Origin of the sequence: Campylobacter concisus, from assembly GCF_002913865.1 — a bacterium.
In the GTDB taxonomy this organism is placed as follows: domain Bacteria; phylum Campylobacterota; class Campylobacteria; order Campylobacterales; family Campylobacteraceae; genus Campylobacter_A; species Campylobacter_A concisus_AM.
The window spans coordinates 1-15,666 of the sequence record NZ_POYX01000034.1 but is presented as its reverse complement, the minus strand read 5'-3'; the positions used below and the strand labels follow the sequence as shown (position 1 = coordinate 15,666).

Genomic DNA, 15,666 nt, shown 5'->3' with positions numbered 1-15,666 from the left:
CTTAAAATAGCAGCTAAAAAGCATCAAATTTAAAGAGGTAACAGTATTTAAGCCACCTCTTCATAAAAGTGGTGGCTTAAATTTCAGTGGTTTAACAAATTTTGTTTATGAAATTTTCTTTTGTTTTGGACGGAAAACTTTCATCACATTTTCATCAGTCTCGATAAATGCACCCTCGATTAGATCGATGCAGTACGGCACCGCTGGAAATACCGGCTCCAAGCACTCTTTTATCGCTTTTGGCTGACCTGGTAAATTTATGATTAGCGCATGGCCTCTTATGCCTGCTGTTTGGCGTGATAGGATCGCTGTTGGGACGTATTTTAGGCTCGCAGCTCTCATTAGCTCGCCAAAGCCTGGCATCATCTTCTCGCAAACTGCCTCAGTAGCCTCTGGGGTGACATCTCTCACTGCTGGTCCTGTGCCTCCAGTAGTTAGCACAAGGTCGCATCCTAGCACGTCTATCATGTGCACGAGCCTCTCTTTTATGAGATCAAGCTCATCTGGGATCACCTCGTAAAAATACTCTCTCTCGCTTACTATCCAGCCGTCAAGCACCTCTTTGATCGCTGGACCTGATTTATCCTCGTATGTGCCTTCGCTTGCGCGATCTGACATAGTTAGAATTCCTATTTTTGCTTTCATTTTTTCTCCTTTATTAGTAGTTTTCATTTAAAATTTTAGCAAGCGTCTCTTTATCTACGCTCTCATAAGCAAGCAGATATGAGCTTATCCTTGCGATCTGCTCGTTTGTGCCCTTTAAAAATGAGATTATCTCATCTTTTGCTTGTTTTAAAATTTCTTCCACATCGTTTGGATTTGGCACGAAAGAATTTCCCATGCCATACTCATAAACCATCTTTGAAGCGATCTCTTTTGCCAAATTTAGATCGTTGCTTGAGTTTGAAAAGATGTCGTTCTCATCTATCTCGAGCTTGCACATGCCAGCGATTAAAACCTTTATGCGTGAGAGCATCTGTGACTTTGACTCGATCTCTTGCTCAGTCGCCATAAAGCGGTCTTCAATGAGCGAAATTTTTTCAAATTTCACATCAAACCAGTAGGCACTTAGCGCCTTTGCGCCTTGATAGATGGCTTGAATTTTCTTCTCGCTCTCGCTGTAGCTTAGCACCTTTTTCTTGCCGAGCAAGACCTTGTTTAAAACAGCCTCAAAGTCCCTCATCCTAAGCACGCTTTCGCCGTTTCTTAGGGCATTTATCGCTGCTTCATTTACAAGCGTGCTAAGTGCCGCACCAGAAAAGCCAACGCTCATCCTAGCGATATCCTCGGCTGGCACTTCGCAGTTTTTATCTCTTAGATATGTGTTTAGGATAGCCACCCTGTCGTTAAAATCAGGCATTGACAAAAATATACGCCTATCAAAGCGGCCTGATCTAAGCAGTGCCTCGTCGATCATCTCGATCCTATTTGTTGCAGCTATCACTATAACGCCTGAGTTATCTTCAAAGCCGTCCATCTCGGTTAGCAGCTGATTTAGCGTGGCTTCTCGCTCGTCGTTTCTAGTGCCACCCCTACTCTTGCCAACGGCGTCTATCTCGTCGATAAAGATGATTGATGGTGCGTAGGATTTGGCTCTGCTAAAGAGCTCTCTAACTCTTTTTGCGCCCATGCCGACGTAAATTTGCACAAAGCTTGCGCCATTTTGGTAAAAAAACGGCACATTTGCCTCGCCAGCGACTGCCTTTGCCACAAGCGTCTTGCCAACGCCTGGAGGGCCTATCATTAGCACGCCTTTTGGCATTTTGATACCAAAATTTCTATATTTTTGTGGATTTTTAAGAAAATCAACTATCTCACTAAGCTCGCTTTTGACCTCGCTAATGCCTGCCACATCGCTAAATCTCACGTTTGAGATGACTGGCATCGCATTTTGATTTAGCACGCTTTCTATCTCAAAAGCGCCGTCCTTTTTGCTTAAAAGGCTCTCCTCTTTTTTCTTAATAGCCCTAAAAATATAGGAGTACCAAAGCACAAGGCAAACAAAGATGATGCTTCCCCAGACCATGCCAGGAGTGATATACTGCACGCTTCGCTCGACTGGGACCTTTTTGATGAGCTCTTTTATGTCTATGCCCTCTTTTATGATGGCAAAGCGGTTATTTTGCGCATAGAGGATGACCTCGTCTTCGTCAATGACCGCTTTATCAATGAAATTTCCATCCATTAGTTGCATATATTGCGAGTAGGTGATGTTTCGTGGCTCTTTGCTCACAGCAAAAAGTAGCGCTATTATCAGAGCCACAGCGGCTATTATCAGGATGTTTTTCTTGTTAAATTTAAATTTTTGCATAATTGGCATCTGGCTTAATTTCATATTCGCTTACCTCCAACCACTCTTTTGTTATATCTTTTTGACTAGAAATTTTAGCTTTGTTGTAAAACTGGTCAAAGCCTTCGTAAAAGTCGCCGTTTTTTTGCTCGACTAAAATTTTTAAAGTCCCGTTACGTTTTTTTCTAAAATTTTCATTATTTTGCAAAGCAATGCCTTGTAAAATTTTGAGCCTACTCTTTGCCACGTCGCCGCTAACGTCGCTTTTTAGCGTCGCTGAGTGCGTATCACGCCTAGGCGAATAGACAAAAGCGTGCAGATGTGTGATAGGAAATTTCTTGAAATTCTCTACCGCCTCTGCCCAAATTTCTTCACTCTCACCTGGATGACCCACGATATAGTCAGTCCCCAAAGCAAAGCCAAGTGAGCTTAGTTCATTAAAAAGCTCTAAGTCGCTAAATGCGTTATTTCGCCTGCGCATGATCTTTAGCATCGCCTCGCTCGTGTGCTGAAGTGCGATGTGTAGATGACGCTCCAACCACTCCTCTTTTAAAATTTCCCTAAAGCTCTCATCTATCTGGCTTGGCTCGATACTGCCAAGTCTTATGCGTCTGATGCCTGAAATTTTGCCTAAATTTGCTAGCAGTTTGCCAAGAGAGCTATTTGTATCCTTGCCGTAACTGCCTATGTTTGTGCCAGTTAGAACGAGCTCATTATAGCCATTTTGAGCTAAAATTCTAGCTTCTTTTAAGATCATCGCCTCGTCCATGCTCCTAGCTCTGCCGCGCACTGATGGGATGATGCAGTAGCTGCAGTTAAAGTTGCAACCCTCTTGAATTTTTATAAAGGCCTTTGTGTGATTTTCGTAGTTTGTGACGATGTTTTTATCGACCGAGTTTAAATTTCCAAGCTCAAAAAAGGGCTTTTCTTGTTTTAAAAGCTCGTTTAGATCGTTCTTTTTGCTAGCTCCCAGCACTCCGTAAATTCCGCTTGCAAACAGCTCTTTGCCCTTACTAACCGCCCCACATCCTGTTAGTATGACCTTTGCCCCGCGCCTTTTTACGCCATTTATATAGTTTCTGACGCCGCTATCAGCCGAGTTTGTCACGGTGCATGAGTTTATCACGACGATATCAGCGACCTCTTCGTCGTTTGTGATCTCGTAGTCTTTGATGTAGCTCTTTAAAAGCTCGGTATCATAGATGTTTGTGCGGCATCCAAATGTCTTAAAAAATATCTTTTGCATTAGATATTTTCACCCTCTTGCTCAGCGTGAGCTACGTGATCGCTTGGCGTTTCTTTCTTGCCTATAAACATAGTTTGCGTTGGGTAAGCTATCTTTATATCATCGTGAGCCAAAAATGCCTCGATTATCTCAGCGCTTATCGTGCTTCTTAGAGCGAGCGTGGCGTATGAGTTAGACATATACCAGCATGAGATATTGATGCCATAAGGCTCAAAAAATGTATAAATTCTTGGCTCTACATTTGGATTTTTGATGCTGTACTGGCTTCTTAGCTTGTTCATCTGGCGTTTTGCGATGTCTGTATAGCCTTTTGAATATTTTTTTACTATATTTTTTGCTAGATAAGCGGCCTTTTTGTGATTACTATCAAAGCTTATCACGACATCTATGCCGTCCCAAACGGTCTTCATGCCGTAGTGTGAGTAGTTTGCGATGAGGTCTGTAAAGATATAGTTATTTGGCACAAAGATGATCCTACCTGCACGGCGGTTTGTCTTATAGGTAGAGTAGCTAACGTCTTCAAAAACGGTTAGGCGAAGTAGTGAAATGTCTATCACATCGCCCACAAATTCGCTCCCGTCGTGATAGACTCTTACGCGGTCTCCCACGTGGATCGTGCCACCAAACATGATAACCATCCAGCCAAGCATACTCATAAACATATCCTTCATCGCGATGGCGATACCAGCTGAGGCAAAACCTAGCACGGTGACTAGATATGTGACGTTTTCGATGTATGAAAAGAGCAAAATTATGATGATAACGGTGATGTTTAGCACGTTTAAGAATTTATTGACCGTGTAAAATCTCTCGTTATCCGTGATCGTTCTTTTAACGATAAATTTAGCGATAAATGTTAGTCCGATCGTTAAAAGGATGACGATGGCTGTGTAGCCCATGCTTAAAAACTGAGCCTTAATGTCAGATGTCGTCAAATTTATCGCTTCATCAGCCCTTTTTTCATAGACGCTATAAGTGGTATCAGCGATCTGTTTTGCCGCTTTGAAGTCGCCTATCTCTTGCTTTGCAAGGTTTAGACTTGCTCTATTTTGCTCGCTGTCATCTATCAAATTTAGCCTATTTAGCAAATTTTCTTTTGCTTCAAGCTTTTCAAGCAAGGTGTCAAGCTCTTTGATGTGCCTTTGGTACTCGATCTTGTCGCTTCTTATCTTTTTGATGTATGAAAAGCCAGATATTAGCGCAACTGGGCTATTTATCCTAGGCGGCGTCTCCATTTCTGGGGCTGCTAGCATATTTGAAAATGGCGTTTTCTCATACTCTTTTAGCAAATTTATCTGCTCTTTTAGAGTTTGACTTCTCTTTATGAGATCGCCACCTCTTTTTGAGCCTTTATCAAGCTTTTTAAGCTCATTTTCATTTTGCTCTAGCTCATCAAGAAGCTTTTGATAGGTGTTGTAGTTGGCGTATCTTGTGATCCAGATGTTGTTTTTTAGGGAGTTATCTAGGTTTGAAATTTCTTTTATAAGCTCGCTATTTTGTAAATTTTGTGAGACATTTTGCTCAAGCGTAGCGTTTTCTTCAGCGTAGAGCGCAAAGCAAAAAAGTAGGAAAACTAGGATCTTTTTCATTTAAATTCTCTCAAAGTTTCTAAAACGTCCTCTTTTTTGACGTCATTTTTGATGATCGCACTGCCGATTTTATCTGCGATGATGAAATTTATCTTATCACCTTTTGTCTTTTTATCCATAAAAAACGCCTCGTAAAATGCATATTCATTTTCTATTTTGTAGCTTACAGGCAGATCAAATTTCACTAAAACCTGTTTGATATCTTCTGCCTGCGCCTCACTCATGAGACCTAGTCTAACGCTTAGGCGATTTGCCATATTCATACCTATCGCCACCGCTTCGCCGTGTAAAAATTCCTTGTAATTTGTCTCATTTTCTATGACGTGAGCAAAGGTGTGACCGTAGTTTAGCATGGCTCTTAGCCCCTTTTCTTTCTCATCTTGCTCGACTACCCTAGCCTTTAAATTTATCGACTTTTCAACTAGCTTTGCCAAATTTTCATCGTCTAAATTTACGCCCTTTAGCCAGCTAAACATCTCTTTATCAAAAGTTATCGCCATCTTTAAAGCCTCAGCAACGCCAGCTGCAAATTCTCTCTTTGGCAATGTTTTTAAGAAATTTATCTCGCAAAAAACAGCCTTTGGCTGATAAAATGAGCCGATTAAATTTTTACCAAATTTGTTATTTACGCCCGTTTTTCCGCCCACACTTGCATCGACTTGTGCTAGAAGCGTGGTTGGGATATTTATGAAGTTTATCCCTCTTTCATAGATGCTTGCCGCAAAGCCGGTCATATCACTTATGACGCCGCCGCCAAGAGCTATGAGCGTAGATGCTCGGTCAAATTTACTAACAAAAAGCTGCTCTAAAATTTGCCCTATCGTCTCAAGGTTTTTATACTCTTCGCCGTCTGGCACGCTAATTATAAATTTCTCATCGCACTTTAAAACACTAAGTAGCTTTTCAAGGTGAAGCCCCGCCACTTTGGCATTTGTGACGATGCCAACCTTGCCTTTTAGCTCCAACTTCTCAAGCTCATTTATATAAATTTTATAGATTGAGCCCTTTTCCTTAAGGTTTAAATTTATCTGCATTTTCTACTCACTTACTGGCACAAAAAGCTGTGCGTTTTGGCTTAGTTTTTTATAAAGTCTATTTAAATTTGTCGATAAAAAGGCAAAAGCGCTGCCATTTGCCACGCTCTTGCTAAACATCACAAAATGAAGCAGATCATTTGTGCCTTTTAGCTTCACTAGCGGGTTTTTGAGGCTATGATTTTCTATCTTTATGCGCTTTGAAAAGAGCGTGCTAATGCTCTCAAAGTGCTCTTTTAACGCCTCATCGTCGCTATGCTTGTTATCAAAATAGTAAAATCTCATCTCCAAATCAAGCTGCGCGCAGCAGTCTGTGATGACAGCTGATTGATTTTCGACCTCTTGGCTTTGATCGCCAAGTATCACGCCCTCTTTTACCTTTGAGAGCAAAATTTTACCCGTTTTTAGCACTGGGATTTTAAGCTCATAAAATAGCTTTTGAAATTTAAAAAAGTATCTATCATCGCTTATAATTAGTCCGATGTCGTGTTTTAAAACGTCATCTTTTATCGATTTGTTATCGCTGTTAAAATAATCCATCAAAACAAGGATATTTTTCTCTTTTATCGCCTTTAGTGTCTCTAAATTTTCGCCTAAAGTTGGGTTTATCACTCTAAAAATAAGACGTTTGTTATTTAGCTTTGAATGCACATATAGGCTATCTTTTATGAGCTTGCTAACGCGCTCTTTGCTCATTGATCTCATATCTATTAAAGTGTAGATATTGCTACCAAATGGACTTGGAAACTGCCCGCTTTCGCGTTTTATCGAACGATAAACATTTTGAAGCACGTTTGGATCGCCAACGATTAGCAAGATATCGCTTGGTTGGATCATTGTATTTGGCTTTGGCAAGATGATCTCAGCACCTCTGTAAATAAGCGCTATCCGCCATCTTTTTTGAGCGATCGAGCTTACATGGCGATACATATATGAGCTGCCAATAGGCACCTTAACCTCCATGATCTCGCCCTCGCTAAAGCCGATATTATCAGCATATACAGGCATGTCTGGCAGATAGTCCATGAGCCTTGAAGCTGCGATATCTCTTATATCAACCACGCTTAGATGCTTATCACTCGCGAAAGTCTCCTTGCACTTTTCATCTAGCTCCCATGAGTTCATAAAAATGGTCTCTGTTTTTGTGCTGATCTGTCTTAAATTTTCATAAACAGCAACCGCCTCTTTTTCATTGTCACTCACGATGCAAAACTGGCTAAAATAGCCGTCGCTTATGCTCTTTAGCTTTGAAAGGCTTGTTGGGTCAAACTGATAAAATGTAAAATTTTCGTAATTTGCCTTTTGACTAAGGTCTTCGCTCGAAACGACTATATAGTGGTGTAAATTTGACTTTGCTCCAAGAAGTCTATCTAAAAAATTTCTTGCAAAAGCTCCATCTGCGATTATTAAAATTTTCTTCATTAATTCTCCGTATTTAAAGCCACATTATAACAAAAGGTCTTTAAAATAAGCTATTTTGGCTATAAATTTAGGAATTTACAGCCAAAAAGTTTTTAAGAGATAATTTCAGAGATAAGTGTGTCGATAGCTAAATTTGTAGCCTTGTTGATCGTATCAAAAATAGTGCTTGACCTTGGGTCTGGGCAGAAAATTTCTTTTGTTATCATGCCTGATTTGAGCGAGGTGTTTGCGTTAAATAGCTCGTAAGCTAGCGAAACTTCGGCCTTGTCGCCTCTTATTTGAAGTGAGATGATGCTAACTTTTAGCCTAAGATCCTTTGCATTTGGTGAAAATATCGGCTTTGCAGCGCAGTTTGAGTATAGTCCTTTTACGAGTGATTTATAGACCATCTCACTTGGCTCAGAGACAAATTTAGCGTCTGTCAAATATCTTATCTTGTTATTTTCAGCGACGATTAGGATCTTTCTGGTATCGACCATATCAAGGGCGCTCACGTTTTCGATGAAGACATTTTTTAGCTCTTTTTGCTTGTTTTCAGCCGAGCACTCCTTGTTTGAGTAGTGTATCTCATACATCGTAGCTTGTGGCACGTCGGTCTTTAGCGAGCAGCCAAAAAATAAAAATGCAGCCGCTAGAAAGATTAAATTTCTCATTTTTTATCTCCTTTGTCATTTGGCACTGGATTTGTGAAGAAAAACTCGTAAGGATTGTCCTCAAGTCTTTGAAGCGCACCTCTAAACTCACGTAGCGTCTTGTCAAATCCATTTAAAAACTCGCTAGCCTCTCTAAGAAGCGGAGAGACCGTGTTTCTAAGGTCATACTCGCCGTTTTTTACCTTTTGAGTAACGATATCTTGAAGCGAGCTATATCCAGTGACAGCCAAATTTGCTGATTTAAAGACTGAATTTGCACTGGCGATTAGTCTGTTTAAATTTTTAGCAACCTCTTTTGTGTCGGTTTTGTTTAAACTATCGGTGAAATTTTTTACATTTTTAACGATGCTATCAACCTCGCTTAGACCATTTTCATCGGTTAAAACCTGTGTAAATTTATCGATATTTCTTAGGATAGACTCGATATGAGCAATATTTTCAGCCGAGAAAAAGCCATCAACCTTATCAAGGGTTTGATTTATCTTAAAAGTTATGTTCTCTGCGTTGTTTCCGAGCTTTGAAAGAAGGCTCTCTTCAAGCTTTAAAATAGGCTTATCGCCTGGTTTAAAATCCTTCGTGCCTCGGCTTATATTTATGCTTGCCACGCCACTAATAGCCTGAACTTCGATGCTTGCCACGCTATCAGCCTTGATAGGCAGATCCTCTCTTATCTTCATCGTGATGTTTATAAGAGCGTTTTTATCATCGACAAAATTTATATCACTAACGCTTCCTGCTGGCACGCCGATAAATTTAACCGTAGAATCCACCTTTAATCCGCTTGGCAGCTCAGTCGTGTGGATGTAATACTCCTTAAAATCAACCTTTGTGTTATTTTTGCTAGTCATCCACCAGATAAATATCGCAAATGCTGTAAGGCAGGCTATGAAAAACATGCCAACAATGGTATAAGAATTTCTATTTTCCATCTACTTTTTCCTCATTTTAAATAGCTCTTCAAGCGGGTTATTTTCAAGATGTTCAAGCTCTTTTATATTTCCCTCAAAGGCTATCTTTTTGTTATCTATTATCAAAAATCTATCCAAAATATCAAAAATACTATCAGCATCATGCGTCACCATGACAACGGTCACGCCGATGCTATCACGAAGCTCTTTTATTAGCGCATCCATCTGGCGCGAGCTAACTGGATCAAGGCCGCTATTTGGCTCGTCCAAAAATAGCACCCTAGGACTTAGCACTAAGGCTCTTGCAAGCGCAGCACGCTTTTTCATACCGCCACTTAGCTCGCTTGGATAGAGCATAGAAACTTCTTTTTTAAGCCCAACTTTTTGTATCCAAAACATCGCTATCTCATCGATCTGACGCTTGTTAAATTTAGAGTACTCATGGAGTAAAACGCCCACATTATCAAGTATCGTCATCGAGCTATAAAGCGCTCCAAACTGAAACATCGTCCCGCTTTTCAGCTTGATCTCTTGCTGTTCTTTGGGGCTACTTTTCCACATATTGACGCCGTCAAAAAATATATCGCCCTTGCTTGGCTTTTTTAGATATATCATCGTCTTCATAAGTGTGGTTTTACCAGCGCCACTACCGCCTAAAAAGCCATAAATTTCAGCCTCTTTGATACTCCAGCTCACGTTATCGTGCATTATCTTATCGCCATAACTTGTCGTTATGTTTTTTCCAACTATTATCTCGTTCATATCTTTAGCCACATAAAAATTATCGCAAAAAATGCATCAAGCGCGATGACCCAAAATATCGCATTTACAACGCTAACAGTTGTCATCGCTCCAAGGCTTTGGGCGTTTTGGCTAACGCCAAATCCCCTCATGCACCCAATGATCGCTATTACAGCGCCAAAAAACGGAGCCTTTATCATGCCAACAGCAAAGTGTCTAAGCTCGACCATCTCGCGAAATCTATTGAGATAGTCGCTAAAGCTGATGTCAAGAATAGTTTGACAAATGATCATCTGCCCTAAAATGCTTATGCCGTCAGCTATAAAGATGATGACTGGCACGCAAAGCACCATGGCGATGATGCGCGGCAGCACCAAGAAGTTAAAGGGCTCAAAACCCATCGTCTTCATCGCGTCTATCTCCTCAGTTAACTTCATAGCGCCAATTTGAGCGGTAAAACTGGAGGCCGACCTGCCCGCCACGACGATAGCAGCGATGAGCGGAGCGACCTCTCTAAGCGTTAGCATGCCCATGATCTCAACTATAAATATACTTGCCCCAAAGCTTGCAAGCATCGCACTGCCAAGATAAGCAAGCACAACGCCTATCAAAAAAGCGGTGAGCGATACGATGAAAACGGCATTTACGCCGCCATCTTTTATATAGTTGCTAAATTCTCTAAACCTTAAATTTGCAGGATTAAATAAAATCCTTACGCTCTTTATCAAAAACTCGCCCAAAAACGAGCCAAACTCAAGCAAATTTACAAATCCCTCGCAAATTTTCTCCCCCAATCGTGAGAAAAAATTTAGGCTATTGTGAGGCGGCATATATTTAAAATCGATCTTCTCGTCATTTAAAAGATCGCTCATCGCCTTTATCTTCTCATCATTTGTGATGATCTCAAATTTCTTGCCATTTAGCGTGTTTTTTAAAAGGATCAAAACAGCATAATCAATGCTCTTTAGCTCGCTAAAGTCAAATTTAACATTGCCTTTAAGCTTTTGGATTTTTTTAAAAATGCTTTGTAAATTTTTTGCGTCTTTATAGCTAAACTCGCCTGCAAATTTTATGGTCGCAGTGCCGTTTGCTTCGGTAAAAACGATATCATTTCTCTTTTGCAAAAAGTTCCTTTGCCTTAAAATTTCTGGATTATATTATAATTTTTGTTAAAATAAAAAATCAAGAATTTTAAGGACTTAGATGAAATTTGAAGTTATAAAAAAAGATGGCAATGCAAGGCGAGGCGTCCTAGCAACCGCTCACAGCGTGATACAAACGCCAGTTTTCATGCCAGTTGGCACGGTTGGCGCAGTTAAAAGCCTAGATGCCTTTGATATGAGTGAAATTTTAGACGCAAAGATAATTTTAGCAAACACCTACCACATGTATCTGCGCCCTGGCAGCAAGGTCGTGCGTGAGTTTGGTGGACTTCACGGCTTTTCTAAATTTGATCGCTCGTTTTTAACTGATAGCGGCGGATTTCAGGCATTTTCGCTTAGGTCAAACACCAAAAACGACGATGGCGGGATAAAATTTAAGAGCCACATCGACGGCAGCACGCACTACTTCACGCCAAGATCCGTCCTTGACACGCAGTATGAGCTAGGCAGCGACATCATGATGATACTTGATGATCTAGTCGCCTTGCCTGCTGAGCCAAAAAGGATAGATCTAAGCATAAAGCGAACGATAAAATGGGCAAAAGAGGCGATTGATTATCACAAATTTATGCAAAGCAAGGGCATTGGGCTAAACCAAAATATCTTTGGTATCGTTCAAGGCGGCACCGACTATGAGGCACGTAAATTTTGTGCGCAGGCACTAAACGAGATGCCATTTGACGGCCTTGCGATAGGAGGTCTTAGTGTTGGCGAGAGCAACGAGGCGATGTATGACACGGTTGAGGCGGTTATGCCATTTATGGATGAGCTTAGACCGCGCTATCTAATGGGCGTTGGCACGCCTGAAGATCTTGTAGAAAACGTGGAGCGAGGCGTTGATATGTTTGACTGCGTTATGCCAACAAGAAACGCAAGAAACGGCACGCTCTTTACTAGCTTTGGCAAGATAAATATAAAATCAGCCAAATTTATAAACGACCACGCGCCGATAGACCCAACTTGCCAGTGCTACACCTGCAAGCGCTACTCCAGAGGCTATCTAAACCACCTTTTTAAGGCTAGAGAGCTCACGTTTTTTAGACTAGCAAGCTTTCATAACCTGCACTACTATCTAAATTTAATGAAAGAGATGAGAGAGGCGATAGAGGTCGGCGAATTTGCTAAATTTAAGCGAAATTTCTACGCAAAAAGGAGCGCAGATGAGCTATAAAAACGCACTTTGTGGATATTTTTACGGAGATGCATTTGACTACATCACGCTCATCTCGCCATCGCAAAAGCAAGTTTTTAAATTTTTATTTAAGGACGGCAAAATTTATAAAGAAGACTTTGATCATGAGTGTGATAAAGATATGTTTGAAGCTGCTCTTAAGGGACTTTGCAATGAATTTGCAAATAAAATTTTAGAGCACCAAGACGAGCTAAATGAGTATGAGAAAATTTATGCTAGCCAAAAAAATTTTGAGAAATTTATAAAAAGACACCACTTTTTAAAGTATGAGATCAGAAAATTTCAAAATAGCATTTCGCACTTTTACGAAGCTCTTGCGATCTGCCAAAGTGAGCAGCAAGGGTTAAAAAAAGAGCTTAAAAACAGCATCCACGAAGCAAGTGTCTTTAAAACCATAGCTAACGAATATGCCTGCAGGGTCGAAGACATCTATACATTTATACAAAGCGCTAAAAACGACAAGATAAATAAAAACATCTACCTCTTAACGCTCATTTCGGCTCTATTTTTGCCGTTAAATTTCATCACTGGCTTTTTTGGTATGAATACAAATGGCATGTTTTTAAGCTCATTTAAAGATGGCACGTTGATAGTTTTTGCTTTTATAGCGATGCTTTGCGTGCTATTTTTTATATTTTATTACAGATCAAATAAGGATATTAGTTAAATTTATAGTAGGCTTGGCAAGTTGATCCAACCTGCCAAGTAAATTTGAAGTTATTTTTTCTTAATGATAATCTTCTCGCCGTTGCTATCAATGGTGATCTCATCACCGCTTTCAAGCTCATCTTTCAAGATCATATCAGCGATCTTATCTTCAACTAGTTCATAAAGCGCTCTTCTAAGAGGTCTTGCGCCATAAACTATGTCAAAGCCAGCTTTTGCGATAAATTTCTTAGCCTCTTCGCTTAAAACTGCCTTGATACCGCGGTTGTGAAGAGTTTTTTCAAGCTCTTTAAACATGATCTCAACGATAGATATCAAGCCTTGCTCGTTTAGAGGATTGAAGATGATAGTATCATCAAGCCTATTTAAAAACTCAGGCTTAAAGTAGTTTTTAAGCTCGTTTTTAACAGCCACGTCACGGTCTTCACCCTTTAGCTCCATTATGAGATTTGAAGCGATGTTTGAGGTTAAAATGATGATCGTGTTTTTAAAATCAACCGTTACGCCTTTGTTATCAGTCGCGCGTCCGTCATCAAGTATGCCAAGAAGTATGTTAAATACATCCTTGTGAGCCTTTTCAACCTCGTCAAAAAGTATGACTGAGTAAGGTCTTCTGCGAACTGCCTCTGTTAGCTGACCGCCCTCATCGTAGCCTACATATCCTGGAGGCGCACCAAGTAGCCTGCTCACGCTGTGTTTTTCCATATATTCACTCATATCAAAGCGGATAAGCGCCTTCTCATCGTCAAATAAGAATTTAGCCAAAGCCTTAGCAGACTGAGTTTTGCCAACGCCTGTTGGTCCAAGAAATAAAAACGAACCAATCGGCCTTTGACCCTCATTTAGCCCAGCTTTGTTTCTCTTAACAGCACGCGCAAGTGCGTGTAGTGCGTCATCTTGACCGACAACACTCTCTCTTAGATGCTCTTCGATGCGCAGATATTTCTCTTTTTCGCTTGTTAGCATCTTTTTAACTGAAATTCCAGTCCATTTGCTCAAAATTTCAGCCACAAGCTCCTCATCGACTTGATTTTTAAGAAGCACGCCCTCTTTTTTCATGTGCTCCCATTTTTCTTCAAGCTCATGTTTGTGCTTTTTGGCGTCTGCTATCTTGCCGTATTCTATCTCAGCAGCCTTTTGAAGATCGCCATTTCTTTTTGCTATCTCAGCTTGTGATTTTAAGCTATCGATCTCTTTTGTTGCTTTTGAAATTCCGCCAAAAACGGCCTTTTCGTTTTCAAATTTAGTATCAAGCGCTAGCTTTTTCTCATTTAGATCAGCTATCTCTTTTTCGATCTCGCCAAGTCTTTCTTTATTTTTATCCGCATCCTCCATCTTTAGAGCTTCTTTTTCTACTTGAAGCGTTACGATCTCACGTTTTATCTTTGAAAGCTCGTATGGTTCGCTCTCTATTTGCATCTTAAGCTCAGCTGCTGCCTCATCTATAAGGTCTATCGCCTTATCTGGCAAAAAGCGGTTTGCGATGTATCGGTCACTTAGTCTTGCTGCGGCAACTAGCGCGCTATCTGTTATCGTGATACCGTGATGAACTTCAAGACGCTCTTTTATACCACGTAAAATTTGAAGTGCCTCATTTACGCTTGGCTCTTTGACGTCTATTGGTTGAAAACGTCTTTGAAGCGCTGCATCTTTTTCAAAGTATTTTCTATACTCTTTTAATGTTGTCGCACCAACAGCGTGAAGCTCCCCACGCGCAAGAGCTGGTTTTAGGATATTTGCAGCGTCCATTCCACCCTCGCTAGCACCTGCTCCAACGATGGTGTGAATTTCATCTATAAAAAGTATGATGTTGCCAGCTTTTTTGACCTCGTCAATGACAGCTTTTAACCTATCTTCAAACTCGCCTCTATACTTTGCTCCAGCTACAACTGCGCTCATATCAAGTGCGATGACACGCTTGTTTGCAAGGCTTGTTGGCACATCGCGAGCGACTATCTTTTGAGCTAGCCCCTCAACGATAGCTGTTTTACCAACGCCTGGCTCACCAAGCAAGATAGGGTTATTTTTGCTCTTTCTTATTAAAATTTGCATCATTCTAGTGATCTCTTCATCACGGCCGATGACTGGATCAAGCTCTTTATTTAGGGCTTTTTGCGTTAGATCGATACCAAATTTCTCTAGGCTATCAAGAGTATCATCGCCAGTTTGGCTATCTATCTTTTTACCACCTCTTATGCTCTCAAGGTTCTTTTTGATCTCTAAGATGTCGCAAAATTTGCTTAAAATTTGTTTGATCTCACTAAGCTCAAGAGCCGAGATGATCCAAGTATCAACAGCTATGTAGCTATCGCCCATGCTTACCATTAAAGCTTTTGCATTTTCAAGCGAATTTATAAGCTCTCTTGAAACTGAAACGTTATCTTTTGTAACGTTTGAGCTACTTGGTAGTGACGAGATCTTGCTTTTTATCTCAAGCTCGACTGCGTCTTTGCTTATGTTCATCTTATTAAATACTTGATTTAAAATAGAATTGCTATCAGCAAGCAAAGCCCAAAAGACGTGAAGTGGCACAACTTGTGGATTTTTAGAAAAGATCGCTAAGCTAACGCCTTTTTCAAGTGTCTCTTGCATCTGCGCTGTTAAATTTTCTGTTATGTCAGCCATTAAAGCTCCTTAAGTTATTTTATAATGGCGGCATTATATAACTTTAGTCTTATATTGTCAAGTATTTTTATAGCCTTTGTCACTCTTTTTATATAATTGCTAAAATTTGCTGTTATAAATTTGTGTTAAAAATAGAC

Annotated in this window: 13 protein-coding genes; 2 read left to right on the top strand and 11 right to left on the bottom strand. The window is 40.4% G+C overall.

Translation table 11 applies throughout. The features are described from left to right. Positions 1 to 105: 105 nt before the first annotated feature. The 10 genes from mog to CYP77_RS02215 all read right to left on the bottom strand — a co-directional run bounded on the left by mog (position 106) and on the right by CYP77_RS02215 (position 11,007). Positions 106 to 645: a molybdopterin adenylyltransferase gene (mog, locus tag CYP77_RS02260; protein WP_009293784.1), complete on the bottom strand. Its 540-nt coding sequence runs from the start codon at positions 643 to 645 to the stop codon at positions 106 to 108. Between the two features lie 13 nt (positions 646 to 658). Next, complete coding sequence (locus tag CYP77_RS02255) at positions 659 to 2,311, bottom strand: ATP-dependent metallopeptidase FtsH/Yme1/Tma family protein (RefSeq protein WP_103567065.1); 1,653 nt, start codon at positions 2,309 to 2,311, stop codon at positions 659 to 661. After that, on the bottom strand, positions 2,298 to 3,536 hold the full coding sequence (mtaB, locus tag CYP77_RS02250) for a tRNA (N(6)-L-threonylcarbamoyladenosine(37)-C(2))-methylthiotransferase MtaB (RefSeq protein WP_103567064.1): 1,239 nt from the start codon (positions 3,534 to 3,536) through the stop codon (positions 2,298 to 2,300). The genes CYP77_RS02255 and mtaB overlap by 14 nt, the downstream gene beginning before the upstream one ends. Beyond that, positions 3,536 to 5,125 carry a mechanosensitive ion channel domain-containing protein gene (locus CYP77_RS02245; protein WP_103567063.1) on the bottom strand — a complete coding sequence of 530 codons (1,590 nt, stop codon included), beginning with the start codon at positions 5,123 to 5,125 and terminating at the stop codon, positions 3,536 to 3,538. Before CYP77_RS02245 ends, mtaB begins: the two co-directional genes overlap by 1 nt. After that, positions 5,122 to 6,159, bottom strand: coding sequence for a 3-dehydroquinate synthase (aroB, locus tag CYP77_RS02240; RefSeq protein ID WP_103567062.1), 1,038 nt, complete (start codon positions 6,157 to 6,159; stop codon positions 5,122 to 5,124). Before aroB ends, CYP77_RS02245 begins: the two co-directional genes overlap by 4 nt. A 3-nt stretch (positions 6,160 to 6,162) precedes the next feature. Further along, positions 6,163 to 7,581 (bottom strand): COG3400 family protein, encoded by a 1,419-nt coding sequence (locus CYP77_RS02235; RefSeq protein WP_103567061.1) that lies wholly within the window; start codon positions 7,579 to 7,581, stop codon positions 6,163 to 6,165. 92 nt (positions 7,582 to 7,673) lie between these two features. Beyond that, complete coding sequence (locus CYP77_RS02230; RefSeq protein WP_103567060.1) at positions 7,674 to 8,234, bottom strand: ABC-type transport auxiliary lipoprotein family protein; 561 nt, start codon at positions 8,232 to 8,234, stop codon at positions 7,674 to 7,676. Further along, positions 8,231 to 9,163 carry an MlaD family protein gene (locus CYP77_RS02225; RefSeq protein ID WP_103599673.1) on the bottom strand — a complete coding sequence of 311 codons (933 nt, stop codon included), beginning with the start codon at positions 9,161 to 9,163 and terminating at the stop codon, positions 8,231 to 8,233. Before CYP77_RS02225 ends, CYP77_RS02230 begins: the two co-directional genes overlap by 4 nt. Continuing rightward, positions 9,164 to 9,904, bottom strand: coding sequence for an ABC transporter ATP-binding protein (locus tag CYP77_RS02220; protein ID WP_103567058.1), 741 nt, complete (start codon positions 9,902 to 9,904; stop codon positions 9,164 to 9,166). Then, a complete protein-coding gene (locus CYP77_RS02215; RefSeq protein ID WP_103567057.1) occupies positions 9,901 to 11,007 on the bottom strand; it encodes an MlaE family ABC transporter permease in 1,107 nt (368 codons plus the stop codon). The genes CYP77_RS02220 and CYP77_RS02215 overlap by 4 nt, the downstream gene beginning before the upstream one ends. A gap of 79 nt (positions 11,008 to 11,086) precedes the next feature. Between CYP77_RS02215 and tgt the strand changes: the two genes are divergently transcribed. Beyond that, positions 11,087 to 12,217: a tRNA guanosine(34) transglycosylase Tgt gene (gene tgt, locus CYP77_RS02210; RefSeq protein ID WP_103567056.1), complete on the top strand. Its 1,131-nt coding sequence runs from the start codon at positions 11,087 to 11,089 to the stop codon at positions 12,215 to 12,217. Further along, complete coding sequence (locus CYP77_RS02205; RefSeq protein WP_103567055.1) at positions 12,207 to 12,905, top strand: CorA family divalent cation transporter; 699 nt, start codon at positions 12,207 to 12,209, stop codon at positions 12,903 to 12,905. The genes tgt and CYP77_RS02205 overlap by 11 nt, the downstream gene beginning before the upstream one ends. Positions 12,906 to 12,955: 50 nt before the next feature. Here CYP77_RS02205 and CYP77_RS02200 read toward each other — a convergent pair whose 3' ends face one another. Continuing rightward, positions 12,956 to 15,529 (bottom strand): ATP-dependent Clp protease ATP-binding subunit, encoded by a 2,574-nt coding sequence (locus CYP77_RS02200; protein WP_103567054.1) that lies wholly within the window; start codon positions 15,527 to 15,529, stop codon positions 12,956 to 12,958. Positions 15,530 to 15,666 lie beyond the last annotated feature (137 nt).

Coding starts and splice junctions, on each gene's coding strand:
- mog (WP_009293784.1), bottom strand. CDS start 645: ATGAAAGCAAAAATAGGAATTCTAACTATGTCAGATCGCGCAAGCGAA.
- CYP77_RS02255 (WP_103567065.1), bottom strand. CDS start 2,311: ATGCAAAAATTTAAATTTAACAAGAAAAACATCCTGATAATAGCCGCT.
- mtaB (WP_103567064.1), bottom strand. CDS start 3,536: ATGCAAAAGATATTTTTTAAGACATTTGGATGCCGCACAAACATCTAT.
- CYP77_RS02245 (WP_103567063.1), bottom strand. CDS start 5,125: ATGAAAAAGATCCTAGTTTTCCTACTTTTTTGCTTTGCGCTCTACGCT.
- aroB (WP_103567062.1), bottom strand. CDS start 6,159: ATGCAGATAAATTTAAACCTTAAGGAAAAGGGCTCAATCTATAAAATT.
- CYP77_RS02235 (WP_103567061.1), bottom strand. CDS start 7,581: ATGAAGAAAATTTTAATAATCGCAGATGGAGCTTTTGCAAGAAATTTT.
- CYP77_RS02230 (WP_103567060.1), bottom strand. CDS start 8,234: ATGAGAAATTTAATCTTTCTAGCGGCTGCATTTTTATTTTTTGGCTGC.
- CYP77_RS02225 (WP_103599673.1), bottom strand. CDS start 9,163: ATGGAAAATAGAAATTCTTATACCATTGTTGGCATGTTTTTCATAGCC.
- CYP77_RS02220 (WP_103567058.1), bottom strand. CDS start 9,904: ATGAACGAGATAATAGTTGGAAAAAACATAACGACAAGTTATGGCGAT.
- tgt (WP_103567056.1), top strand. CDS start 11,087: ATGAAATTTGAAGTTATAAAAAAAGATGGCAATGCAAGGCGAGGCGTC.
- CYP77_RS02205 (WP_103567055.1), top strand. CDS start 12,207: ATGAGCTATAAAAACGCACTTTGTGGATATTTTTACGGAGATGCATTT.
- CYP77_RS02200 (WP_103567054.1), bottom strand. CDS start 15,529: ATGGCTGACATAACAGAAAATTTAACAGCGCAGATGCAAGAGACACTT.